Origin of the sequence: Aeromonas sp. FDAARGOS 1415, from assembly GCF_019048365.1 — a bacterium.
GTDB classification, from domain to species: domain Bacteria; phylum Pseudomonadota; class Gammaproteobacteria; order Enterobacterales; family Aeromonadaceae; genus Aeromonas; species Aeromonas taiwanensis.
This window is the reverse complement of the sequence record NZ_CP077363.1, coordinates 1,417,092-1,440,000: the sequence shown is the minus strand read 5'-3', so window position 1 is coordinate 1,440,000 and position 22,909 is coordinate 1,417,092. Positions and strand designations below refer to the sequence as shown.

At 62.1% G+C, this 22,909-nt stretch carries 21 protein-coding genes (1 of these 21 running past the window's edge); 12 read left to right on the top strand and 9 right to left on the bottom strand.

The annotated features are described in order from the left end of the window. The 4 genes in view from hemG to pepQ are tightly spaced (at most 36 nt apart) and all read right to left on the bottom strand, a layout consistent with a single transcriptional unit that may run on beyond the window. A protein-coding gene (hemG, locus tag I6L45_RS06880) for a menaquinone-dependent protoporphyrinogen IX dehydrogenase (RefSeq protein ID WP_216983790.1) crosses the window boundary here: on the bottom strand, positions 1-178 show its 5' end (the start). The gene continues 347 nt to the left of window position 1, outside the view; only the first 178 of its 525 coding nucleotides appear in the window; the start codon lies at positions 176-178; the stop codon falls past the left edge of the window. A gap of 7 nt (positions 179-185) precedes the next feature. Then, the gene (locus I6L45_RS06875; protein WP_216983789.1) at positions 186-1,643 is read right to left on the bottom strand and encodes a TrkH family potassium uptake protein; all 1,458 of its coding nucleotides are present in this window, start codon (positions 1,641-1,643) and stop codon (positions 186-188) included. A gap of 36 nt (positions 1,644-1,679) precedes the next feature. Beyond that, complete coding sequence (locus I6L45_RS06870; RefSeq protein ID WP_216983788.1) at positions 1,680-2,297, bottom strand: YigZ family protein; 618 nt, start codon at positions 2,295-2,297, stop codon at positions 1,680-1,682. Then, on the bottom strand, positions 2,297-3,619 hold the full coding sequence (gene pepQ / locus I6L45_RS06865; protein ID WP_216983787.1) for a Xaa-Pro dipeptidase: 1,323 nt from the start codon (positions 3,617-3,619) through the stop codon (positions 2,297-2,299). Before pepQ ends, I6L45_RS06870 begins: the two co-directional genes overlap by 1 nt. Positions 3,620-3,815: 196 nt before the next feature. Between pepQ and I6L45_RS06860 the strand changes: the two genes are divergently transcribed. The 6 genes from I6L45_RS06860 to I6L45_RS06835 all read left to right on the top strand — a co-directional run bounded on the left by I6L45_RS06860 (position 3,816) and on the right by I6L45_RS06835 (position 13,227). After that, positions 3,816-5,753 (top strand): acetoacetate--CoA ligase, encoded by a 1,938-nt coding sequence (locus tag I6L45_RS06860; protein ID WP_216983786.1) that lies wholly within the window; start codon positions 3,816-3,818, stop codon positions 5,751-5,753. Positions 5,754-5,967: 214 nt separating this feature from the next. Continuing rightward, positions 5,968-8,115 (top strand): fatty acid oxidation complex subunit alpha FadB, encoded by a 2,148-nt coding sequence (fadB, locus tag I6L45_RS06855; RefSeq protein WP_216983785.1) that lies wholly within the window; start codon positions 5,968-5,970, stop codon positions 8,113-8,115. Continuing rightward, positions 8,116-9,300 (top strand): acetyl-CoA C-acyltransferase FadA, encoded by a 1,185-nt coding sequence (gene fadA / locus I6L45_RS06850; RefSeq protein ID WP_216983784.1) that lies wholly within the window; start codon positions 8,116-8,118, stop codon positions 9,298-9,300. Between the two features lie 324 nt (positions 9,301-9,624). Further along, positions 9,625-10,347, top strand: coding sequence for a response regulator (locus I6L45_RS06845; protein ID WP_005307430.1), 723 nt, complete (start codon positions 9,625-9,627; stop codon positions 10,345-10,347). 46 nt (positions 10,348-10,393) lie between these two features. After that, positions 10,394-11,839 carry an ATP-binding protein gene (locus I6L45_RS06840; RefSeq protein ID WP_043763968.1) on the top strand — a complete coding sequence of 482 codons (1,446 nt, stop codon included), beginning with the start codon at positions 10,394-10,396 and terminating at the stop codon, positions 11,837-11,839. A 131-nt stretch (positions 11,840-11,970) separates the two neighbouring features. Further along, positions 11,971-13,227 carry an ABC transporter substrate-binding protein gene (locus tag I6L45_RS06835; RefSeq protein WP_216983783.1) on the top strand — a complete coding sequence of 419 codons (1,257 nt, stop codon included), beginning with the start codon at positions 11,971-11,973 and terminating at the stop codon, positions 13,225-13,227. A 44-nt stretch (positions 13,228-13,271) separates the two neighbouring features. Here I6L45_RS06835 and I6L45_RS06830 read toward each other — a convergent pair whose 3' ends face one another. Beyond that, complete coding sequence (locus I6L45_RS06830; protein WP_043763966.1) at positions 13,272-13,463, bottom strand: hypothetical protein; 192 nt, start codon at positions 13,461-13,463, stop codon at positions 13,272-13,274. A gap of 171 nt (positions 13,464-13,634) precedes the next feature. Here I6L45_RS06830 and tusA point away from each other — a divergent pair, with 171 nt between their 5' ends. Next, positions 13,635-13,880 carry a sulfurtransferase TusA gene (gene tusA / locus I6L45_RS06825; RefSeq protein ID WP_042074048.1) on the top strand — a complete coding sequence of 82 codons (246 nt, stop codon included), beginning with the start codon at positions 13,635-13,637 and terminating at the stop codon, positions 13,878-13,880. A gap of 19 nt (positions 13,881-13,899) precedes the next feature. Next, a complete protein-coding gene (locus I6L45_RS06820; RefSeq protein ID WP_043763964.1) occupies positions 13,900-14,247 on the top strand; it encodes a RidA family protein in 348 nt (115 codons plus the stop codon). Positions 14,248-14,356: 109 nt separating this feature from the next. Here I6L45_RS06820 and I6L45_RS06815 read toward each other — a convergent pair whose 3' ends face one another. The 3 genes from I6L45_RS06815 to I6L45_RS06805 form a co-directional block, all read right to left on the bottom strand. After that, on the bottom strand, positions 14,357-15,013 hold the full coding sequence (locus I6L45_RS06815; RefSeq protein ID WP_043763963.1) for an OmpA family lipoprotein: 657 nt from the start codon (positions 15,011-15,013) through the stop codon (positions 14,357-14,359). 159 nt (positions 15,014-15,172) lie between these two features. After that, positions 15,173-15,424, bottom strand: a complete 252-nt coding sequence (locus I6L45_RS06810; protein WP_254204378.1) for a hypothetical protein — start codon at positions 15,422-15,424, stop codon at positions 15,173-15,175. A gap of 166 nt (positions 15,425-15,590) precedes the next feature. Then, positions 15,591-16,163, bottom strand: a complete 573-nt coding sequence (locus tag I6L45_RS06805) for a DNA-3-methyladenine glycosylase I (protein WP_216983782.1) — start codon at positions 16,161-16,163, stop codon at positions 15,591-15,593. 198 nt (positions 16,164-16,361) lie between these two features. Here I6L45_RS06805 and glyQ point away from each other — a divergent pair, with 198 nt between their 5' ends. Both glyQ and glyS read left to right on the top strand, forming a co-directional pair. Further along, on the top strand, positions 16,362-17,285 hold the full coding sequence (glyQ, locus tag I6L45_RS06800) for a glycine--tRNA ligase subunit alpha (protein WP_041212022.1): 924 nt from the start codon (positions 16,362-16,364) through the stop codon (positions 17,283-17,285). A 9-nt stretch (positions 17,286-17,294) separates the two neighbouring features. Next, positions 17,295-19,364, top strand: a complete 2,070-nt coding sequence (gene glyS, locus I6L45_RS06795) for a glycine--tRNA ligase subunit beta (RefSeq protein WP_216983781.1) — start codon at positions 17,295-17,297, stop codon at positions 19,362-19,364. 65 nt (positions 19,365-19,429) lie between these two features. On the opposite strand, the gene I6L45_RS06790 is transcribed toward glyS, so the two are convergent. Then, entirely contained in the window at positions 19,430-20,329 is a 900-nt protein-coding gene (locus I6L45_RS06790; RefSeq protein WP_216983780.1) for an AbiJ-NTD4 domain-containing protein, read from the bottom strand. 386 nt (positions 20,330-20,715) lie between these two features. Between I6L45_RS06790 and I6L45_RS06785 the strand changes: the two genes are divergently transcribed. Both I6L45_RS06785 and I6L45_RS06780 read left to right on the top strand, forming a co-directional pair. After that, a complete protein-coding gene (locus tag I6L45_RS06785; RefSeq protein ID WP_210549786.1) occupies positions 20,716-21,726 on the top strand; it encodes an AraC family transcriptional regulator in 1,011 nt (336 codons plus the stop codon). Between the two features lie 140 nt (positions 21,727-21,866). After that, positions 21,867-22,895 carry a histone deacetylase family protein gene (locus I6L45_RS06780; protein WP_216983779.1) on the top strand — a complete coding sequence of 343 codons (1,029 nt, stop codon included), beginning with the start codon at positions 21,867-21,869 and terminating at the stop codon, positions 22,893-22,895. The last annotated feature ends 14 nt before the right edge of the window (positions 22,896-22,909 follow it).

Below are 22,909 nucleotides of genomic sequence, written 5' to 3'. Positions count from 1 at the left end.
TGCCGTAGCGGATGGAGGCGCCGATCAACACCTTGGCATATTTGCTGAGGTTACACATGGGCAGGGTGTGCAGGTCCTGCATGACTACTTCGCATCCTGATATTTCCTCCAGCATGACATCCACAATTTTCCGTGTTTGCCCGTCACGGGAAGAATAAAGCACCAAAATCTTGTCCATACCAACCTCAACTACGCCAGAATGCAGGAGTAAACAGTACCAGAAGTGTGAAGATTTCCAATCGTCCAAACAGCATGGCCACGATCAGTATCCATTGCGCCGTGGCCGAGATATTACCGAAGTTGGCCGACACCTCCCCCAGCCCGGGCCCCACGTTGGTGAATGCAGCCGCCACGGCTGAGAAGGCCGTCACCTCGTTCAGCCCCGTCATCAACAGCAGCAGCATAAAGATGAAGAACAGGATGATATAGGTGGCGAAGTAGCCCCACACAGCTTCCACGATACGCTCGGGGACCGCCCGGCGCCCCAGCTTCAGGGTATAGATAGCGCGTGGATGCACCAGTCGCTTGAGCTCGCGCATCCCCTGCAGGAACAGGATCATGAAGCGCATTACCTTGATGCCCCCCCCGGTACTGCCGGCGCAGCAGCCGATGAAGGCGGAGAACATCAGCAGCATGGGCAGGAAGGAGGGCCACTCCGCATAGCTCGTGGTGCTGTAGCCTGTGGTCGTACCGAGGGACACGGCCTGGAACAGGCCGTGGTTGAGCGCATCCTGCCAGGTATCGTAGTGGCCGTGGAGCAGCAGGGAGACAAAACAGATCAGCACCAGCACGCACTGGATGCTCAGGAACACCTTGAGCTCCGAGTCCCGCAGGTAGCTGCTCACACGTACCGGCTTGTGGGCAAACACCATGAAGTGCAGCGCGAAGTTGACGCTCGCCAGCAGCAGGAAGAGCACGGTGATCAGGTTGATGGCCGGGCTGTCGAAGAAACCGATGCTGGCGTCGTGGGTCGAGAAGCCCCCCACCGACAGGGTGGAAAAGGAGTGGCAGATGGCATCGAATAGCGTCATCCCCGCCATCCAGTAAGCCAGGGCGCAGAGGGAGGTGAGCAGCAGATAGATGAACCAGAGCGCCTTGGCCGTCTCGGCGATGCGCGGGGTGACCTTGTTGTCCTTGACCGGCCCCGGGATCTCGGCGCGATAGAGCTGCATGCCCCCGATCCCGAGCAGCGGCAGCACGGCGACGGCCAGTACGATGATCCCCATGCCCCCCAGCCATTGCAGCAACTGGCGATAGAACAGGAAGGCCTTGGGCAGCTCGTCCAACCCGGTCAACACGGTCGCCCCCGTGGTAGTCAGGCCGGAAAATGACTCGAAGAAGGCCTCGGAGACCGACATGTCAGGCATGTCGCTCATGATGAAGGGGACCGCACCCACGCTGCCCAGCACCACCCAGAACAGCACCACGATGAGGAAGCCTTCCTTGGATCTCAGTTCTTTCTTCTGGTGGCGGTTGGGGAACCAGAGCAGGATGCCGAGCAGCAGGGCGATGAAGAAGGAGTTGACGAACTCGGTACCGCCGCCATCACGATACCCAAAAGCCACCATCGCAGGCAGCAGCATGGTCGAGCTGAACAGGGCGACCAGCAGACCGACGATACGAATGATGCTCAGAATCTGCATTCCGGCTCCCTTTTCAGGCTAAAAGAGCGATGGATTCTAGCCATCTAAGGGACGAAGGGATACCCGCCCCTGGGTTCGGTCGGTCAATTCTCGCGCCACCTGGGCCCACAGGGAGGCTTCCCATGCCACCTGCAAGGTGACGCTGGCGCCATAGTCGGCTGCCAGCAACTGGCCATGATGGGCAGAGATCAGCGCCTCCACCGCCCCCATATCGGTGTAGTCACACTGGATGAGGGAGGCGGTCTGCTGGCGTTTGATACGGGTCTCTAGCTGCTTGAGGGCCGCCCCCACGCCACCGCCGTAGGCCTTGACCAGGCCACCGGTGCCGAGCAGGACGCCACCGTAATAACGCACCACCACGGCGGCGACCTCACCGAGGCCTGCCCCCATCAGCTGGGCCAACATGGGTTTGCCCGCCGTGCCCGAGGGTTCGCCATCATCGCTGAAGCCATACACCTGGCTGTCCTGCGGGGACCCTGCGACGAAGGCCCAGCAGTGATGCCGGGCCCCGGGGTGTTGTGCTCTGATGTCATCGATCCAGGCCTTGGCGGCCGGCACTGTGGGTGTGTGGGCGATGAAGGTGATGAAGCGGCTCTTCTTGATCTCTTCACTCACCTCCACAGGCCCGACCGGTACGGGGTAATCCGCCGCCATCAGAGTCCTGCTTGCCTCGTCAGGTTCTCCACCCCGTTGGCGTGCAGCACCACGTTGTCTTCGATGCGGATGCCGCCATAGGGCCGCAGCGCCTCCACCTTGTTCCAGTTGACCCGCTTGCCCTGCTCACCCTGACGCAGGGGCTCCAGCAGGCTGTCGATGAAGTAGAGGCCTGGTTCGATCGTGAACACCTGGCCCACCTCCATCACCCGGGTGCAGCGCAGATAGGGGAACTGCTCGGGGGCAGGCAGATGGGTGCCGCGCTCGTCCTGCATGAAACCGCCGGCGTCGTGGACCTGCAGACCGAGGAAGTGACCCAGACCGTGGGGGAAGAAGACGTTGGTCACGCCGGTGTGGATCATCTCGTCCACCGACATGTCCACCAGCTCGCTGGCTTGCAGCAGGCGCGCCAGCCTGTGATGCATCTGCAGGTGCAGTTCGCTGTATCGGCGACCCGGCTTGATCTCCTTGATGATCTCCTGCTGCTGGGTATCCAGCGCGGCGATGAGATCGGCAAACTCGCCCCGACGCCAGGCCCAGGTACGGGTGATGTCGGAGGCATAACCATGGACGTCCACCCCGGCATCGATCAGGAAGGAGTGGCGCTCCGCGTCCGGCACCCGCTGGGTGGAGAGGTGGGTGTAGTGCAGGATGGCCGCGTTGCGGTTGATGGCGACGATGTTGCCGTAGGGCGCCTCATTGGCCCCCTGCCCGACCGCCTTCATGTAGGCCAGATTGATCTCGAACTCGCTCGCCCCCGCCATGAAGGAGTCCTTGGCCGCGATGTGGCCGCGCACGCCGATGCGGTTCGCATCCCGCAGGCACTCCAGCTCATAGGGGGTCTTGTAGGCGCGATGATAGTGCAGGTAATTGAGCACCGCCTCCGGATTGGGTTGCCCCAGCCCCAGCAGCTCGGCCACCTCGAGGTGCCCTCCCAGATAGGCCCACTCCTGCTTGTTGGCAGGCAGGTGATCCGCCACCTGCTCCGGCCTCGTCAGGAAGCGGATATCGAAGAAGTCGACCCAGAAGGCGTTGGGCAGATCCGCCACTTTGTGCCAGAAGTCCACGGGCCGGTAGAACAGCAGCACCGGCTTGCTCACGCCATCCACCAGCAACCAGCAGTGGGGGTTGTCGAGCACCGGCAACCAAGCCTTGAACTGGGGATTCACCTTAAACGGATAGTCCTGATCGTCGAGGAAGATGCGGTGGGTCTGACCCGAGTGGATGGCCAGGCCGCTGAGCCCCTGTTGTTGCAGTATGTCGCGGGTGCGCTGCTGCAGGGTATCGAGATGCTGGGCAAAAAGTTGACTGTAACTGCTCATGGCGTCCTGCTCCGGGCGAATGTGGGTTCAGCATAACATCAAGCGAATCAAGGCTCGAGCCACCAGGCCTTCGCTTCGTGAGGTAACGCATAGGTTACAGGGTTTTTGTTATTAAACGAAAACAGACAATTAACAAACAAAAAACAATTCAATACACTGCCCACAGACAGTAGATACCAGCCGTCAGGAACGACTCATGCAAAACCTTTGTCTGTGGACACCGGATCAGGACAGGATGCAGCACTCCAACCTCCATCAGTTCATGGCCGAGGTCAATCACTTCCACGGCCTGCAACTGCGCAGCTATGCAGACCTTTATCAATGGTCGGTGGAGAAGACCACCCGCTTCTGGCCCCTGGTGTGGCAGCATTGCGGCGTCAAGGGGGAGCTCGGCAACATAGTGGCGGAGAACCGCCAGGAGATGCAGCGCGCCCGCTGGTTCCCGGACAGCCGGCTCAACTTCGCCGAAAACCTGCTGCGCCGTCAGGACGACAGCCCTGCCATCATCTCCCGCATCGAAGGAGGCCCGAGCCAGACCCTGAGCTGGCGCGAGCTGGGGGATCAGGTCGCCAGGCTGGCCCAGTGGCTGCGTAGCCAGGGCATAGGCCGCGGCGATGTGGTGGCAGCCTATCTGCCCAATATTCCGGAGACCGTGGTGGCCATGCTGGCGACCACCAGCCTGGGGGCGATCTGGACCTCCACCAGCCCGGATTTCGGCGAAGCCAGCGTGGTGGAGCGCTTCGGCCAGACCCGGCCCAGAGTGCTCTTTGCAGTGGACGGCTACCGCTACGGTGGCAAGGCCATCGACATTCAGGAGAAGGTGGCCGGCGTGCTGAGCCAGATCGACAGCATAGAGCAGACAGTCATGATCCCCCTGCTGGGCAACCCATTGCAGCTCGGTCACGACTGGCATCAGGTGCTCGCGAGCCAACCCGGGGCCCAGCTCGCCTTCGAGCCCATGGCCTTCAACGACCCGCTCTACATCCTCTATTCGTCCGGCACCACCGGCAAACCCAAGTGCATCGTCCACGGCATCGGCGGTACCCTGCTGCAACACCTGAAAGAGCACCAGTTGCACTGCGACATCAAGCCGGGGGAGCGCATCTTCTACTTCACCACCTGCGGCTGGATGATGTGGAACTGGCTGGTGAGCGCGCTTGCCTCCGGCGCCACCCTGGTGCTCTACGACGGCTCCCCCTTCTACCCGGACGGCAACGTACTCTGGGATCTCGCCCGTGACGAGAGCGTCGCCCTGTTCGGCACCTCCGCCAAGTATCTCGATGCCCTGCACAAGCAAGGTTACGCCCCGATCAAGACCCACTCATTGCCGCAGCTGCGCCTTATCTGCAGCACCGGCTCGGTCCTCTCCCCCGAGGGGTTCGACTACGTCTATCAGGGCATCAAGGAAGATGTGCAGCTCAGCTCCATCTCCGGCGGCACCGACATCTGCTCCTGCTTCGTCATCGGCAATCCCTTGAGCCCCGTCTATCGCGGCGAAAGCCAGGGGCGCGGTCTTGGCCTCGCGGTCCAGGTGTTCAACGAGGCGGGCCAGCCAGTGCAGGGTGAAAAGGGCGAGCTGGTCTGCACCAAGCCGTTCCCGGCCCAGCCCATCGGCTTCTGGGGGGACGAGAGAGGTGACAAGTATCACGCCGCCTACTTCGAGCGCTTCGACAACGTCTGGTGTCACGGCGACTGGATCGAGTTGACCGCGACCGGCGGCATCCTCTTCTATGGCCGCTCCGACGCCACCTTGAATCCAGGCGGCGTGCGCATCGGCACCAGCGAGATTTACCGCTACGTGGAGCAGCTCGACGAGGTGGAGGAGAGCATCGTCATCGGCCAGCAGTGGCAACAGGACGAGCGGGTGGTGCTGTTCGTCAAGCTCAAGGCCGGCCTCAGGCTGGACGAGCCCCTGCGCGAGCGCATCCGCCAGCAGGTGCGGCAGCATTGTACCGCCCGTCACGTGCCCGCCCGCATCCTGCAGGTGGATGCCATCCCCCGCACCAAGTCCGGCAAGATAGTGGAGCTGGCAGTACGGGAAGTGGTGCACAACCGCCCCGTCAACAACACCCATGCCCTCGCCGATCCCGAGGTACTGAACCAGTATCGCGATCGGCCAGAGCTGGCCAGCTGACACATGCCTCCTATCGGAAACAGGCGCCACAAGGCGCCTCTTTTTTGTCCGCACGAGCCTGCGCCGCGGCAAAGGGCTTTTACTCTAAATGTGTTAAACGAATGTTTTAAATAGGTGTTGAAAATGTCTCCTTTTGGATCAATAGTGAGCCTCGCCCCCTGCTGGGGATAAAGGAGCACCACCCCCCACCATGTGGGAACAAGGAGACACTCTCATGATCTACCAAGGCGAAACCCTGACGGTCAGCTACCTCGACGACGGCATTGCCGAGCTGAGGTTCGATGCTCCGGGTTCAGTCAACAAGCTGGATCGCGCTACCCTGCTCTCCCTGAGCGAAGCGATCGCCGCATTACAACAAGAACGTGAACTAAAAGGTCTGATCCTCACCTCCGGCAAAGACGCCTTCATCGTCGGCGCCGACATCACCGAATTCCTGGAACTGTTCGATCTGCCGCAGGAAGATCTGCTCGGCTGGCTGAAAAAGGCCAACGACATCTTCAACGCCATCGAAGATCTGCCGGTGCCCACCCTCTCCGCCATCAAGGGCCACGCCCTGGGCGGCGGCTGCGAGACCATTCTCTCCACCGACTTCCGGCTGGCCGATACCACAGCCAAGATCGGTCTGCCCGAGACCAAGCTCGGCATCATGCCCGGCTTTGGCGGCACCGTCCGTCTGCCGCGGGTGATCGGCGCCGACAACGCGCTGGAGTGGATCACCACCGGCAAGGATTACCGTGCCGATGACGCCCTCAAGGTGGGTGCCATCGATGCCGTGGTCGCCCCGGATGCGCTGCAGAGCGCCGCCGTGCAGATGATCAAGGACGCGATCAAGGGCAAGCTGGACTGGCAGGGCCGCCGCGCCGCCAAGAAGGCCCCGCTGCGCCTCTCCAAACTGGAAGCCATGATGAGCTTCACCACCGCCGCCGGCATGGTTGCCGCCGTGGCGGGCAAACACTATCCGGCACCCATGGCCGCCGTGAAGACGGTGGAAGCCGCCGCCGGCATGGGTCGGGACGAAGCGCTGGCCGCCGAAGCCTCCACCTTCATCAAGCTGGCGAAAACCGACGTGGCCAAGGCGCTGGTCGGCATCTTCCTCAACGATCAGCACATCAAGGCACTGGCCAAGAAGGCCGCCAAGCAGGCAAACAAGGCCACCGGCCATGCCGCCGTACTGGGTGCCGGCATCATGGGGGGCGGCATCGCCTACCAGTCCGCCAGCAAGGGCATCCCGGCGGTGATGAAGGACATCAACGAGAAGGCGCTGGCACTTGGCATGGGTGAAGCCACCAAGCTGCTCAACGGCCAGCTCGAGCGCGGTCGCATCGACGGCATCAAGATGGGCCAGGTGCTCTCCGCCATCACCCCGACCCTCAGCTATGACAACGTCAAGCATGTGGACGTGGTGGTCGAAGCCGTGGTCGAGAACCCGAAAGTGAAGGCGGCCGTGCTGAGTGAAGTGGAAGGCGTGATCGGCGAAGACGCCGTGCTCGCCAGCAACACCTCCACCATCCCCATCTCCCTGCTGGCCAAGAGCCTGAAGCGCCCCGAAAACTTCTGCGGCATGCACTTCTTCAACCCGGTGCACCGCATGCCCCTGGTAGAGATCATCCGCGGCGAGCAAACCTCGGACGACACCATCAACCGCGTGGTGGCCTACGCCGCCGCCATGGGCAAGTCCCCGGTCGTGGTCAACGACTGCCCGGGCTTCTTCGTCAACCGCGTGCTGTTCCCCTACTTCTTCGGCTTCAACAAGCTGGTCGCCGATGGCGCCGACTTCGCGGCCGTCGACAAAGTGATGGAGAAGGAGTTCGGCTGGCCGATGGGCCCCGCCTACCTGCTGGACGTAGTCGGCATCGACACCGGCCACCACGCCGGTGATGTCATGGCGCAGGGCTTCCCGGCGCGCATGAGCAAGGAAGGTCGCACCGCCATCGACGTGATGTACGAGGCGAGCCGCTTCGGTCAGAAGAACGGCAAGGGCTTCTACGCCTATGAGCAGGACAAGAAGGGCAAGCCGAAAAAGGTGGCCGATGCCGCTGCTTACGAGCTGCTGGCCCCCATCGCCAAGCCGAAACAGGATTTCGACAAGGACGCCATCATCGCCCGCATGATGATCCCGATGATCAACGAGGTGGTGCTCTGCCTGGAAGAGGGCATAGTCGCCACCCCAGCCGAAGCCGACATCGCGCTGGTCTACGGTCTGGGCTTCCCTCCCTTCCGCGGCGGCGTGTTCCGCTATCTGGACACCATTGGTCTGGATCGCTATGTCGCCATGGCCGACCAGTATGCCGACCTGGGCCCGCTCTACCGCGTCAGCGACCGCTTGCGCGAGATGGCCGCCCAGGGCAAAACCTTCTACTGATTGCGGAAAGGAGATCCATTCATGAAAGACGTAGTCATTGTCGACTGTATCCGGACCCCGATGGGCCGGTCCAAGGGCGGCGCCTTCCGCAACGTGCGTGCAGAAGACTTGTCCGCGCACCTGATGAAATCCATCCTGCTGCGCAACCCCAACCTCGACCCGAACGAGATCGAGGACATCTACTGGGGCTGCGTGCAGCAGACCCTGGAGCAGGGCTTCAACATCGCCCGCAACGCCGCCTTGCTGGCCGGCATTCCGAAGCAGGTGGGGGCGGTTACCGTCAACCGCCTGTGCGGCTCCTCCATGCAGGCGCTGCACGACGCCTCCCGCGCCATCCAGGTGGGTGACGGCGACATCTTCATCATCGGCGGCGTCGAGCACATGGGTCACGTGCCCATGAGCCACGGGGTAGACTTCCACCCCGGCATGGCCAAGTCGGTGGCGAAAGCCTCCGGCATGATGGGGCTGACCGCCGAGATGCTCGGCAAGCTGCATGGCATCAGCCGTCAACAGCAGGACGAGTTTGCGGCTCGCTCCCACCGCCGTGCTCACGCCGCCACCGTGGAAGGCCGTTTCGCCAGGGAGATCGTCGGGCTGGAAGGGCACGACGCCAGCGGCGCCCGCTTCTTCTACGACTATGACGAGGTGATCCGCCCGGAGACCACGGTCGACACCCTGAGCCAGCTGCGCCCGGTGTTCGACCCGGTCAACGGCACCGTCACCGCCGGCAGCTCCTCGGCCCTGTCCGATGGCGCCGCCGCCATGCTGGTGATGAGTGCGGATCGCGCCAAGGCCCTCGGCCTCACCCCGCGCGCCAGGGTACGTGCCATGGCCATCGCCGGCTGCGATGCCGCCATCATGGGTTACGGCCCGGTGCCGGCCACCCAGAAGGCGCTCAAGCGGGCCGGTCTGACCGTCGGCGACATCGATCTGTTCGAGTTGAACGAGGCGTTTGCCGCCCAGTCCCTCCCCTGCGTGAAGGATCTGGGTCTGCAAGACCTGGTGGACGAGAAGGTGAACCTGAACGGCGGCGCCATCGCCCTGGGTCACCCGCTGGGCTGCTCCGGCGCCCGCATCTCCACCACCCTGATCAATCTGATGGAAGAGAAGGACGCGACCCTGGGGGTGGCCACCATGTGCATCGGCCTGGGTCAGGGCATCGCCACCGTCTTCGAGCGGGTGTAGCACCATCTCTGACCGGATTGGTCGGAACACCAGACGCGGGCCCACCCCTCTTTGCGGCGTGGCGGGCCCTCTTGCCGGTGTCGGGATCGGCCCGCCGCTCCCGCTCTCGAGTCTGTGGAGCCCACCACACGGGGTGTGCTCCTGTCGTCGGAATCTGCGTATTGGCCGGCCCGTTTGGGTCGGCCTTTTTTATTCCTTTCCCGCGATCTGGGTCAATCCTGAGGCTATATTGCCCATAACTTCACATTAGAGGGGGGCCTTGCTTGCTTTTTGCTCCCCCGACAGGTTCAATCTGCACAAAAAAATGGGTGGATGCACATACATATGTCAACGAGCAAACAACTGCTTATCGTCGACGACGATCAGGAGATCCGCGAACTGCTCAACGAATACCTGACCCGGGCGGGTTTCCAGGTGTTGACGGCGGCAGAGGGCAACGAGATGCGCCAGCAACTCGCCCAGCACAGCCCGGACCTCATCATTCTGGACATCATGATGCCCGGTGACGACGGCTTTACCCTCTGCCAGCAGATCCGTCGCGACTCTCAGGTACCCATCATCATGCTGACCGCAGCCTCCGACGAGGCGGACAGGGTGATCGGTCTCGAACTCGGTGCCGATGACTACATCGCCAAACCGTTCAGCCCGCGCGAGCTGCAGGCCCGCATCAAGGCGCTGCTGCGCCGCGCCGAATTCCGCCAGCCGGAGAAAGAGAAGGAGCCGAGCCGTCGCCTGCGCTTCGCCGAGTGGACCCTGGACACCCTGAGCCACCAGCTGACCCACGAGGACGGCAGCCTGCTGGATCTCTCCGGCAGCGATGCCATGCTGCTCGGCATGTTCCTGCAGCAACCCGGCGTGGTGCTCGACCGCGACACCATCTCGGACGCCACCCGTGGCCGCGAGAGTTTGCCGATGGAGCGCGGCATCGACGTGCAGATCAGTCGTCTGCGCCAGAAGCTGGGTGACAACGGCAAGAGCCCGCGCATCATCAAGACCATCCGCGGCAGCGGCTACATGCTGATCGCCGAGGTGCACGAGATCCCATGAGGGCCTGCAACGACGGCATGCTGATCGACACAAGGCGAGAGATCCCATGAAGAGCGGGTGGTTCTGGCGAGCCCTGGTGCCGCGCTCCCTGCTGTCGCGGATGTTGCTGCTGTTGCTGCTGGCCATCCTGCTCTCCCAGACCATACTCACCGGCATCTGGATGCAGCAGATCCAGAAGCGGGAGCTGGAGGGCATGCTCAGCACCACCCGCAACCTGGCGCTGTCGGCCGCCTCCACCGTCAACTTCTTCAAGTCCCTGCCGCTGCAGTACCGTCACATCGCGCTGGATCAGCTGCGCAACATGGGGGGCAGCCGCTTCTTCGTCTCCCTGAACGAGGAGGAGATCCACATCAGCGCCATCCCCGACAGCGAGCGCAAGACGCTGGTGCTGAAGGAGGTGCAGGAAGTGCTGACCCGCAAGCTCTCCGACGCCATGGCGATCAAGGTGGATTTCTCCCGCCCCGAGGAGCTGCACGTCTTCAACAACGACACCCTGCTGGCGGATCTGCCCTCCTCCTGGGCCCGCTACACCCTGTCGCTGGAACCCCTCAACCCGCCGGTGCTGGTGACCCAGATAGAGATAGAACCGGGGGAGTGGCTCTATCTGGCGGCCCTGCTTCCCGCCCCCTACATGACCCTGGATGACACCGTGATGCCGAGCAACCAGGTGCGCTTCATCGCCCTGATGACGGTGTTCCTCTGCTTCTTCACCTTCATGCTGGTGCGCTGGCAGACCCGCCCCCTGCGCCGGCTCGCCAAGGCGGCAGTCAACCTCGGCAAGGACATCGACCAGCCCTCCCTCAAGGAGGAGGGGGCCTCCGAGATCGTCGCGGCCACCCGCGCCTTCAACATCATGCAGCAACGCATCCGCCGCTTCATCGACGATAGAGAGCGGCTGTTCAGCTCCATCTCCCACGATCTCAAGACCCCCATCACCCGGCTGCGGCTGCGGGTCGAACTGCTCGACGATGAACAGCAGATCGCCAAGTTCAACAAGGATCTCGACGAGCTGGAGCTGATGGTCAAAGGGGCGCTGCAGACGGTGAAGGAGACCGACATTCACGAGAACCTCGAGCAGATCGACATCAACGCCCTGCTGGAGCAGATGGCGGAGTCCATGAACCTGCACGAGGATCTGCTCACCATAGAGGGGCACTGCAAGTGGCCCTACCGCGGCAAGCTGCTGGCCCTCAAGCGCTGCATCGGCAATCTGGTGGACAACGGCATCAAGTACGGCCAGCGCGTGCGCATCATCATCATGGATGACGAGGAGATGCTGATCCTCTTCATCATGGACGAGGGCCCGGGCCTGCCGGAAGACCAGTTCGAGCGCATCTTCGAGCCCTACTATCGCCTCAGCACGGATGCCGCCGGCACCGGGCTGGGCCTTGGCATCGCCCGCAATATCGCCCACGCCCACGGCGGCGACCTGGTGCTCGAAAATCGCCCCCAGGGCGGCCTGCAGGCCACCCTCTCCCTACCAAGGCAGTAATGCATGAAGTGGTTGTCTCTCTGTCGTCGCCCTGCTCGCTTTACCCGTTGCCGCCTCCCGGCGCATCGGGAACTGCACGGGTGGCGTGCGCTCGGCTCCGACCACTCTCCTTCAATCAAGGCAGTCACAGTATGAAGTTGTTCCCGTTTGCCATTGTCGCCCTGCTCTCCCTGCCCGCCGGCGCCTCCCAGGTGGAGGTGCTGCACTGGTGGACCTCCGGCGGCGAGGCCAAGGCGGTGGAGGTGCTCAAGTCGGAGTGGGCCGAGCAGGGCAACCAGTGGAACGACTTCGCCGTGCAGGGCGGGGGTGGCAAGAGCGCCATGACGGTGCTGAAGAGCCGGGCCCTGGCGGCCAACCCGCCGGAGGCCGCCCACCTCAAGGGGTACGAGCTGCATGAGTGGGGCAGCCTGGGCTTCCTGCGCGATCTCACCCCCATGGCCGAACACCTCGGCTGGTACCCGCAACTGCCGCCCATGGTGCGGGAGACCCTGAGCCAGAACGGCGCCCTGATGGCGGTGCCCACCGGCATCCACAGGGTCAACTGGCTGTGGCTCAACCGCAAGGTGTTCGAGCGGCAAGGGCTCACGCCCCCCACCGACTGGGCCCAGTTCGTGGCGGTGGCGGACAAGCTCAAGGCAGAGGGGATCACGCCTGTCGCCATCGGCAACGAACCCTGGCAGCTCGCGGTGCTGTTCGAGACGGTGGCGCTGGGGGAAGGGGGCAAGGCCTTCTATCGCAAGGCCTTCCTAGAGCAGGACAGCGCCACCCTGACCGGCCCCGACATGGTGCGGGTGCTGACCCGCTTCCAGCAGCTGCGCGCCTATGTGCCGGAGAAATACGCCGGCCTGAAGTGGCACCAGGCCACCACCCTGCTGGAGAACGGCGGCGCCGCCATGCAGGTGATGGGGGACTGGGTGAAGGGGGAGCTGAGTGCCGGCAACTACCGCCCCGGGGAAGACATCGAATGCCTGCCGAGCCCGGGCAGCCAGGGGCTGTTCAGCTACAACCTCGATTCCATCGCCATGTTCAAGCAGCGGGACCCCGCCCAGCTGCAGGCCCAGGGCGAGCTGGCCAGGCTGCTGATGACGCCGAAATTCCAGGAGGAGTTCAACCGGGTGAAGGGCTCTATACCGGCGCTCATCAAGCCGGATATGAGCAAGTTCGATCGCTGCGCCATCCGCTCCTATCGGGACTTCCTCCACGCCGAGCAGCAGGATAACCTGCTGCCCAGCATGGCCGAGGGGATGGCGGTGCCGACCAACATGCGCCAGGGGATCATGGACGTGCTGAGCAGCTTCTTCAACGACACCAGGGCCAACCCGCAGCAGACGGCGCAGCAGCTGGAGCGCGCCATGCGCTCGACCCGCTCCGGCGCGGAGCAGAAATGACAAAGGCGGACCCTGTCCGCCTTTGTGTGTCGAGAGCCTGACTCTCAGGAAGGATCGTTCTCGTCCTCATCCTCGTCGTAGTAGTCGCTGAGCTCGATCCAGAGCCCCAGCCCTATCATTACCATGGAGCCGAACCAGGTGCCGGTGTTTCCGATCGGGCTGCCCATGACTATCATGGCGAACGACAAGAACCCCATGCCCGCGTAGGCTTGCAATCTGCCGTAGGAGACCTGCATATTCACACCTCCTTGTTGAATATGGTTCATTTTTTATATTACTCATCGGGCGAGGCCTGGGTAGATCCTGTTCACACTTTGGTGGCATATGCTGCACAACCGCCCTCCGGTTTGATTATTTTTTCGCCTTGAGTATCATTGCTGGCTGAATTGGTTGAAGGTTGATTATTGATGAGTGCTTTATTCTGCGACGCAACTCATGAGTTGGACGCAATCGGGCTTCGTTGCCCGGAACCCGTGATGATGGTGCGTAAAAAAGTGCGGCTGATGGCCGAGGGCGAGACCCTGCTGGTCAGTGCCGACGATCCCTCCACCACCCGCGACATTCCCAGTTTCTGCCGCTTCATGGACCACACCCTGGTCGCCAGCGAGACCGAGCAGGCGCCCTACCGCTATCTGATCCGCAAGGGTCAATAACCCCCGTTTCGGAGCAAACATGACAACCATTACCCGTATCGGCACCACCCAGCGCTGGTCAGACGTGGTCATCCACAACGGCACCCTCTATGTGGTGGAAGTGCCCGCCACCGAGACCGCCGACATCCACCAGCAGACTCGCGAGGTACTGGAGAGTCTGCAGCGCCTGCTGGAGGCCAACGGCTCCGGCGTCGACAAGATCCTGATGGCCAACATCTATCTCAAAGACATCGCTGACATCGCCGCCTTCAACGAGCAGTGGGATGCCTGGATCCCGACGGGCACCGCCCCCGTCCGTGCCTGCGTCCAGGCCCGTCTGGCCCACGAAGGTTACAAGGTGGAAGTGCAGCTGACCGCCGCCGTCTAAACCGGCGGGAAGTCTGCCACGCTACGGCAGGCATTCGCTGACCAGACAGATGACAAAAGGCCCCGCCAGTACACTGGCGGGGCCTTTTTCATGACTGCAGCGCTGAGGCTTAGGCGGTCGGGGTCAGGGTGATGGTCACCCGACGGTTCTGGGCCTTGCCTTCGGCGGTGCTGTTGGTGGCGACCGGCTGATCCGGGCCCACGCCGCTGGTGGCGATGCGGCTGCCGGTCACACCCTGACCGATCAGCTGGGCGGCGACGGCGTCGGCACGCTGGGCGGAGAGCTTCATGTTCAGCTCGCGGGAACCGGTGCTGTCGGTGTGGCCGACCACGTTCAGGCGGGTCTTGTCGAACTCGGCGACCACCATGGCCACGCCGGACAGGGTGTTGGCACCGGCGGCCTTCAGCTGGGCGCTGGAGCTGTCGAAGGTGACGTTGTTCGGCATGTTCAGGATCAGTTGATCGCCGTTGCGGGTCACGCTGACGCCGGTGCCTTGCAGCTTCTCGCGCAGCTTGGCTTCCTGCACATCCATGTAGTAACCGATACCGCCGCCCAGGGCTGCACCGGCGGCCACGCCGGTCAGGATGCCCTTCTTGCGGTCACCCTTGCTGGAGGAGAGCGCGCCCACGGCGGCACCGGTCGCGGCACCCGCCAGCGCGCCCCAGGCGCCCTTGGAGGTCTGGGATTCACCGGTATAGGGGTTGGTGGTGCAGCCAGTGATGGCGATGGTCAGGGCAAGTGCAGGAACCAGTTTCTTGAAATGCATGAAAAAACCTCTGAAAAAGAACGACTCTAGCCGATGGCCGCGCATTCTAACCCAGAGAGGCGCCAAAGTGTGACGCTGGGGAGCGGGGAAGCGCCACAAGGAAACCGGGTCCCCTTGTGGCGCCCTAAGACGGGATCGGCCTCGTCCAGGCGAGGGGCATCAGTACTTGATGTCGCGGGCCTGGTCGCGCCCCTCCTGCTTGTTGTCGCGGTGCTCCTGGCGGCAGTCGGCATTGCCAACCAGCCCCTCCCGGCACTCCTGCTTGGCGTCACGGGACTCCTGACGGGTCTCCTGGCGCACATCGCGGGCATCCTGGCGATCGGTGGCCTGGGCGGGCAAGGTCATCAGCAGGGTGCAACCGGTCAGGATCAGGCTGCCGAAGGAGAGGGTGCGAATTGCGCTCAGTGACATGGGATATCCTCGTGATGGTGATCCCGATGGTGAATCCCTGCGACTGTATCCCGGCTGTACCGAGGGACGAAAAGGCCCCCGGCAACGACGACTTGCCCGCCAGGCAAGAGCCGACAAAGAAAGAGGGAGGCATAAGCCTCCCTCTTTCATCTGACGTGCGCCCGCTCTACCCCTGCTGCTGGCACTCGGCGTGACAGGGGCAGGTGACGAGATGATCGTTCACCATGCCCACCGCCTGCATAAATGCGTAGCAGATGGTGCTGCCGACGAAGGTAAACCCGCGCTTCTTCAGCGCCTTGGACATAGCATCCGACTCGGGCGAGGTCGCGGGAATGTCGCCGTTGCCCTGCCGCTGGTTGACCATGGGGGCGCCCCCCACGAAGCCCCACAGGAACTCGGCGAAGTCGATGCCTTCGGCCTCCAGCGCCAGATAGGCGCGGGCATTTTTGATGACCGACTGCACCTTGAGCCGGTTGCGAATGATGCCGGTGTCCTGCATCAGCCGCTCCACGTCCTGGTCATCGAACTGCACGATGCGTACCGGATCGAAGTCGGCATAGGCGCGGTGGTAGCTCTCGGTGCGCTTCAAGATGGTGATCCACGACAGCCCCGCCTGCTGGCCGTCGAGGCAGAGCTTGGCAAACAGCTCCCGCGGGTCGCGGACCGGCCTGCCCCACTGCTTGTCATGGTATTCGATGTATTCCGGGTCCTTGGTTACCCAGGCGCAGCGCAGTTCCATTTCCTCTCCCCTGTTTTTCCTCGGCCATCGGCCGGTCGCTTGCGTCGGCCACATCATAGGGCAAGCTCGGGTCGCGGCGCAGTATAGCCCCACTAATCCCCTGTAATTTCGCCTATTATCCGACCATGCCAGACGGTATACTCCCTCGGTTCACATTCAGCAAATCTTGCTCTGATTTCATTTCGCGCGAAAAACACTATGCAAAAATTCGATGTCAAAACCTTTCAGGGCCTGATCCTGCAGTTGCAGGACTATTGGTCCCGCCAGGGCTGTACCATCATTCAGCCGCTGGATATGGAAGTGGGTGCCGGTACCTCCCACCCCATGACCTGCCTGCGCGCCCTGGGCCCGGAGCCCATCGCCTGCGCCTACGTCCAACCGTCCCGCCGTCCGACTGACGGCCGCTACGGTGAGAACCCGAACCGCCTGCAGCATTACTACCAGTTCCAGGTCATCATCAAGCCTTCCCCCGACAACATTCAGGAACTCTACCTCGGCTCCCTGAAGGAGCTGGGCATGGATCCCGAGATCCACGACATCCGCTTCGTGGAAGACAACTGGGAAAACCCGACCCTGGGTGCCTGGGGTCTGGGTTGGGAAGTGTGGCTGAACGGCATGGAAGTGACCCAGTTCACCTACTTCCAGCAGGTTGGCGGCCTCGAGTGCAAGCCGGTCACCGGCGAGATCACCTACGGTCTCGAGCGTCTGGCCATGTACATCCAGGGCGTCGACAGCGTCTACGATCTGGTCTGGTCTGACGGCCCCCTGGGCAAGACCACCTACGGCGACGTCTTCCACCAGAACGAGGTGGAGCAGTCCACCTACAACTTCGAACACGCCGACGTGGAGTTCCTGTTCCACTGCTTCGAGCAGTACGAGAAGGAAGCCCAGAACCTGCTGGCACTGGAAAAACCGCTGCCGCTGCCTGCCTACGAGCGCATCCTCAAGGCTGCTCACTCCTTCAACCTGCTGGATGCCCGCAAGGCCATCTCGGTCACCGAGCGTCAGCGCTACATCCTGCGCATTCGCACCCTGACCAAGGCCGTGGCAGAGGCTTACTACGCCTCCCGCGAAGCGCTGGGTTTCCCCATGTGTCAGCGCACAGAGAACAAGCAAGGTTAAGGAACGGACATGGCACAACATACATTTCTGGTAGAGATCGGTACTGCTGAGCTGCCGCCCAAAGCCCTGCGCTCCCTGGCCGAAGCCTTTGCCGACAACCTCAAGAGCGAACTGACCAAGGCCGATCTGGCCTTTGGCGGTGTCGAGTGGTTTGCCTCCCCGCGCCGTCTGGCGCTGAAGGTGAGCGAGCTGGCTGGCGAGCAGCCGAGCAAGAGCGTCGAGAAGCGCGGCCCCGCCGTCGCCCAGGCGTTCGATGCCGAAGGCAAGCCGACCAAGGCTGCCGAAGGCTGGGCCCGTGGCAACGGCATCACCGTCGAGCAGGCCGAGCGTCTGGTCACCGACAAGGGTGAGTGGCTGGTTCACAATGCCCGCGTCGAAGGCCGTCCGGCCAAAGAACTGCTGGGCGAACTGGTCGCCTCCGCACTGGCCAAACTGCCCATCCCCAAGATGATGCGCTGGGGCGACAAGACCATCCAGTTCGTGCGTCCGGTCTTCACCGTGACCCTGCTGCTGGATGGGGATCTGGTGCCCGCCCACATTCTGGGTATCGACTCCGCCCGCACCATCCGCGGTCACCGCTTCATGGGCGAGAGCGAGATCACCATCGACAACGCCAGCCAGTACCCGCAGATCCTGCAGGAGCGCGGCATGGTGATTGCCGACTTTATGGCCCGCAAGGCCAAGATCAAGGCTGACGTCGAAGCGGCCGCGGCCGCCTTCGGTGGCGTGGCCGATCTGGACGACGCCCTGCTGGAAGAAGTGACCGCCCTGGTCGAGTGGCCCGTGGTGCTGACCGCCAACTTCGAAGAGAAGTTCCTGGCCGTGCCGGCCGAGGCCCTGGTGCACACCATGAAGGGTGACCAGAAGTACTTCCCGGTCTACGACAAGCACGGCAAGCTGCTGCCGAAGTTCATCTTCGTCACCAACATCGAGTCCAAAGACCCGAGCCAGATCATCAGCGGCAACGAGAAGGTGGTGCGCCCCCGTCTGTCTGACGCCGAGTTCTTCTTCAAGACCGACCTCAAGCAGACCCTGGCCTCCCGCCTGCCGCGCCTCGAAACCGTGCTGTTCCAGCAGCAGCTGGGCACCGTCAAGGCCAAGGTTGAGCGTATCGAGACCGTCGCCGGCTTTATCGCCGAGCGTATCGGCGCCGATGTGGCTCAGGCCAAGCGTGCCGGTCTGCTCTCCAAGTGTGATCTCATGACCAACATGGTCGGCGAGTTCACCGACACCCAGGGTGTCATGGGGATGCATTACGCCCGTCACGATGGCGAAGACGAAGCGGTGGCCGTGGCCCTCAACGAGCAGTACATGCCGCGCTTTGCCGGCGATGCCCTGCCGTCCGGTCTGGTAGCCTGCGCCGTCGCGCTGGCCGACAAGTTCGACACCCTGGCCGGTATCTTCGGCATCGGCATGCTGCCAAAAGGTGACAAGGACCCGTTCGCCCTGCGTCGCGCCGCCATCGGTGCCCTGCGCATCATGACCGAGAAGCAGCTGGATCTGGATCTGGTTGAGCTGGTTGAAGAAGCGGTACGCGTCTACGGCGACAAGCTGACCAACAACACCGTCGTCACCGACGTGGTCGACTTTATGCTGGGCCGCTTCCGCGCCGCCTATCAGGACGAAGGCATCGGTGCCGACGTGGTGCTGGCCGTACTGGCCCGCCGCCCGACCCGCCCGCTCGACTTCGATCGTCGCGTCAAGGCCGTCAGCCACTTCCGCACCCTGGATGCCGCCCTGGCACTGGCTGCCGCCAACAAGCGCGTGAGCAACATTCTGGCCAAGGTCGAAGGCGAACTGCCGACTGCCGTCAAACCGGAACTGCTGCAGGACGCTGCCGAGAAGGCGCTGGCCACCCAGGTTGCCGCACTGCAGGCCGAACTGGCCCCGCTGTTCGCCGCCGGTGACTACCAGGCTGCCCTCACCCGTCTGGCCGCCCTGCGCGAGCCGGTCGATACCTTCTTCAACGAGGTGATGGTGATGGCCGACGACGAGGCCCTCAAGGCCAACCGTCTGGCGCTGCTAAACAACCTGCGCAACCTGTTCCTGCAAGTGGCGGATATCTCCCTGCTGCAGTGATTTAGGTTTGTTGGCTAGATCAAAAAAACGGCGCCGAAAGGCGCCGTTTTTTTGAAAAAAATGATTCAGAAAGGGATCTCATCATTCAACCCTTCAATTTCCACAAAATATATTATCTGCGATGCTGTGACACTGAGGATATATTCAGCAACTTCCAATGTAGCAACGCCGCCCTCTGCTCCACCATGACCCACCCCATTTCCACCACTGCGGTAGGCATAAATTCCCTCTATTGTTTTTACCAATGCCTTTGGTATTTCATAGTCATTAGTTTTCAAAAACCATTTTGCTAAATCGCCTAGAGTAGCAGCTTTAGACTCTGGAAATAATGCTTTCCCTGCAGCTTCGACTGCACAAACTGCCTCTTTTACGCAATTTTCATAGTCAGGACTAGTGGGACTTCTGAAAAAATGAAGCGCTTTTGCATAGTGCTTTCTTGATTCATTCAACCTACTATCCCCCATTACAACCTGTGCTCTGGTTGCAGTGTCTTCTGTGTGCCTGCGCCCTCGACGACTCACCACACCATCAGCAAACTCAAATGCTAAATTTTCCTCAAGAAAAAGCCGCTCAATCTCACTAGCTATATAAGTTTGAACTTCTTTTTTCTCTTTTTTTATCCCTAAAGTAATGCCACCATACCGTACATCTTGAGCTAGATATCTATAAATTCTCTCACAAAAATCAAAGGCCTTATCCCAAGCCAGAGAAGACAATATTTTTTTCGCATCGTCTTTTGATCTTTCTATAGCCGAGAATGATGACAAATCATATATTACTGGTTGCACTCTAGATATCCTTTGCAATTCCCTAGCGATAGTGGGCCAACCAGATATATAATCCTTTTCCACTAGGTCATACAGCATATGAAGCACGGCTATCCTAGCGCTATCGGGAAAGGAATTATCTACATGCTGATATGGGCCACGATTTCTTGCTGAAAATGGCGATTTATTCTCGGTCACAACAACCACCTCTCCATATGGCATTAAAGTGATATTTATCATACACAAGTAGAATAGCTTTTATTATAAATAAAATTCTGGTTTAGCATGATTGGCATATATCGCCCCTACGACTTTAAAGACTACTAGCATGTCCCCCTCAGGCTGGCTGCCCCAGACTCGCCGAAACAGCCGAAGCAGCGGTATCTCGTTCGTCCGATTACGCTTCGCTAATCGAACCTACAGGGGCGGTGGCTTGGGCACATGCTGCTTGGCGCCAATAGACGCCATTTATGTCAGCCTGCATTGACAAGGCGGCGATAAATACGTGGATCCTTGGCGCTTGGACGGTTTTTCCGGATACAGTGGTTCCTTGCCATTTCCATTCAAGGATGAAGGAATTTGCCATGCTGGAATCACAGCTGACGACCCTGCACGTCGTCTCGCTGGCGCTCGAGTACCTGTGCCAGGAGGCCTCCCCCCCGCAGCAGGAGCGGGTCACCGCCGCCCTGCTCGCCCACAGCGGTATCGAGGCGGCGGACGTGCACAACAACGACGCCCGCATCACCCGCCACCAGGAGCTGACCGTGTGCGCCAACGGTCTGTCTCGCTGCCCGGATCTCGGGCTGAGGCTGGGGCAGCGCATGCACATCTCGGCCTATGGCCTGCTCGGCTATGCCGCCATCTCCAGCGCGACCCTGGGGGAGGCCCTGCAACTGATGTTCGCCTACCCCTCCCTGCTCGGCACCTATTTTCATCTGCAGCTGCGCATCGAGGGCGATCTGGCCTGGATCTGCGCCAGCGACTATCGCCAGCGGGAAGATCTGCGCCGCTTCAATATCGAGATGTGCCTCGCTTCGCTCCGCCAGACCTGCAGCGATCTGGTGGGCCATCCGCTGCCGGTGCGCCGCGCCGAGTTCAGCCAGTCCGAGACCGCCTACTCCGGCAGCTACCGCACCAGTTTCGGCCCGCACATCCGCTACGACGGCGAACAGGATGGCTTTGCCATCGATACCCGCGCCCTGGCGACGCGGCTGCCGCTCGCCAACCCGGTCACCCACAACGAGATGCTGGTGCGCTGCCGCAAGCTCAACGCCGAATTCAACACCCGCCAGCGATGGCTGGAGCGGGTACGCGAGCTGCTCGGCACCCAGCTGTCGGCGCCACCGCGGCTGGAGGCGCTGGCCGACCAGATGCACTGCTCCGCCCGCACCCTGCGCCGCCACCTCTATGAGATGGGTACCAACTATCAGGAGCTGCTCGACGAGCTGCGCTTCGAGCGCGCCAAGCAGCTGCTGGCAGAGAAGCGCCACGCCATCTACCAGATTGCCGAGGAGCTGGGGTTCAGCGAGAGCGCCAGCTTTCGCCACGCCTTCCAGCGCTGGAGCGGGGTGCCCCCCAGTCAGTTTCGCCACTGAGGTGCGCATAAAAGGGACAATCAGGCCGCCCAGATTGGCCTGATCTATCCCCTTTTGGCCGCTGCCAGCATTCACAGTTTTGCAACACTCCCCAACAATGGTGCCGTCACTTCCGTAAACCCAGCAAAAGGAGAGCCGGAATGCTCACCATCTACAGCGATGATCACCATCTGCACCACGGACGATGCGAGCTGATCGACGGTCAGTTGATGCCCTGCTTCGAGAAGCCGGAGCGGGCCGATTTCATCCGCGAGCGCGTGCAGGCACGCCAGCTCGGCCCCATCGAGCCGGCCAGGGACTGGGGGCTGGAACCGATCGCCCGGGTGCACGATCAGGGGATGCTCGACTTTCTGCAGGGGGCCTGGGCACGTTGGGCGGCCCTCGGTCAGGAGGGGGATCTGCTGCCCTACACCTGGCCGACCCGCACCCTGCGCCAGCAGAAACCGGACAGCGTGCACGGCCAGTTTGGCTACTACAGCTTCGATGCCGGCGTCCCCATCACCGCCGGTACCTGGCAGGCGGCCTACAGCTCCGCGCAGGTGGCGCTCACCGCCCAGCACCATATCGCGTCCGGTGCGACCAGTGCGTTTGCCCTGTGCCGCCCCCCCGGCCACCACGCGGCAGCCGATCTCATGGGCGGCTACTGCTATCTCAACAACGCCGCCATCGCGGCCCAGGCCTTCCTCGATCAGGGTTATCGCAGGGTGGCCATCCTCGACGTGGACTATCACCACGGCAACGGCACCCAGTCGATCTTCTACGAGCGCAGCGACGTGCTCTTTGTCTCCCTCCACGGCGACCCGGCCATCGAGTTCCCCTTCTTCCTCGGCTATGCCGACGAGACAGGCGCCGGGGCGGGTGAGGGGTACAACCTCAACCTGCCGCTGCCCGCCGGCAGTGACTGGCCGGTGTGGAGTGCGGCCCTGGAGCAGGGCTGCCAGGCCATCGACGACTACCAGCCCGAGGTGCTGATCGTCTCTCTCGGGGTCGACACCTTCGAGCTGGACCCCATCTCCCGCTTCAAGCTGACCAGCCCGGACTACCTGAAGATGGGCGAGCGCATCCGGGCGCTGAACCTGCCGACCCTGTTCGTGATGGAGGGGGGTTATGCGGTGGAGGCCATCGGCATCAATGCCGTGAATGTGCTGGAAGGGTTTGAACAACGCTGACTTGCGACCGTTTT

What these genes read in the sequence shown, in the direction of transcription:
- I6L45_RS06875 (WP_216983789.1), bottom strand. Translation starts at nt 1,643, where the DNA reads ATGCAGATTCTGAGCATCATTCGTATCGTCGGTCTGCTGGTCGCCCTG.
- I6L45_RS06870 (WP_216983788.1), bottom strand. Translation starts at nt 2,297, where the DNA reads ATGGCGGCGGATTACCCCGTACCGGTCGGGCCTGTGGAGGTGAGTGAA.
- pepQ (WP_216983787.1), bottom strand. Translation starts at nt 3,619, where the DNA reads ATGAGCAGTTACAGTCAACTTTTTGCCCAGCATCTCGATACCCTGCAG.
- I6L45_RS06860 (WP_216983786.1), top strand. Translation starts at nt 3,816, where the DNA reads ATGCAAAACCTTTGTCTGTGGACACCGGATCAGGACAGGATGCAGCAC.
- fadB (WP_216983785.1), top strand. Translation starts at nt 5,968, where the DNA reads ATGATCTACCAAGGCGAAACCCTGACGGTCAGCTACCTCGACGACGGC.
- I6L45_RS06845 (WP_005307430.1), top strand. Translation starts at nt 9,625, where the DNA reads ATGTCAACGAGCAAACAACTGCTTATCGTCGACGACGATCAGGAGATC.
- I6L45_RS06840 (WP_043763968.1), top strand. Translation starts at nt 10,394, where the DNA reads ATGAAGAGCGGGTGGTTCTGGCGAGCCCTGGTGCCGCGCTCCCTGCTG.
- I6L45_RS06835 (WP_216983783.1), top strand. Translation starts at nt 11,971, where the DNA reads ATGAAGTTGTTCCCGTTTGCCATTGTCGCCCTGCTCTCCCTGCCCGCC.
- I6L45_RS06830 (WP_043763966.1), bottom strand. Translation starts at nt 13,463, where the DNA reads ATGCAGGTCTCCTACGGCAGATTGCAAGCCTACGCGGGCATGGGGTTC.
- tusA (WP_042074048.1), top strand. Translation starts at nt 13,635, where the DNA reads ATGAGTGCTTTATTCTGCGACGCAACTCATGAGTTGGACGCAATCGGG.
- I6L45_RS06820 (WP_043763964.1), top strand. Translation starts at nt 13,900, where the DNA reads ATGACAACCATTACCCGTATCGGCACCACCCAGCGCTGGTCAGACGTG.
- I6L45_RS06815 (WP_043763963.1), bottom strand. Translation starts at nt 15,013, where the DNA reads ATGCATTTCAAGAAACTGGTTCCTGCACTTGCCCTGACCATCGCCATC.
- I6L45_RS06810 (WP_254204378.1), bottom strand. Translation starts at nt 15,424, where the DNA reads ATGTCACTGAGCGCAATTCGCACCCTCTCCTTCGGCAGCCTGATCCTG.
- I6L45_RS06805 (WP_216983782.1), bottom strand. Translation starts at nt 16,163, where the DNA reads ATGGAACTGCGCTGCGCCTGGGTAACCAAGGACCCGGAATACATCGAA.
- glyQ (WP_041212022.1), top strand. Translation starts at nt 16,362, where the DNA reads ATGCAAAAATTCGATGTCAAAACCTTTCAGGGCCTGATCCTGCAGTTG.
- glyS (WP_216983781.1), top strand. Translation starts at nt 17,295, where the DNA reads ATGGCACAACATACATTTCTGGTAGAGATCGGTACTGCTGAGCTGCCG.
- I6L45_RS06785 (WP_210549786.1), top strand. Translation starts at nt 20,716, where the DNA reads ATGCTGGAATCACAGCTGACGACCCTGCACGTCGTCTCGCTGGCGCTC.
- I6L45_RS06780 (WP_216983779.1), top strand. Translation starts at nt 21,867, where the DNA reads ATGCTCACCATCTACAGCGATGATCACCATCTGCACCACGGACGATGC.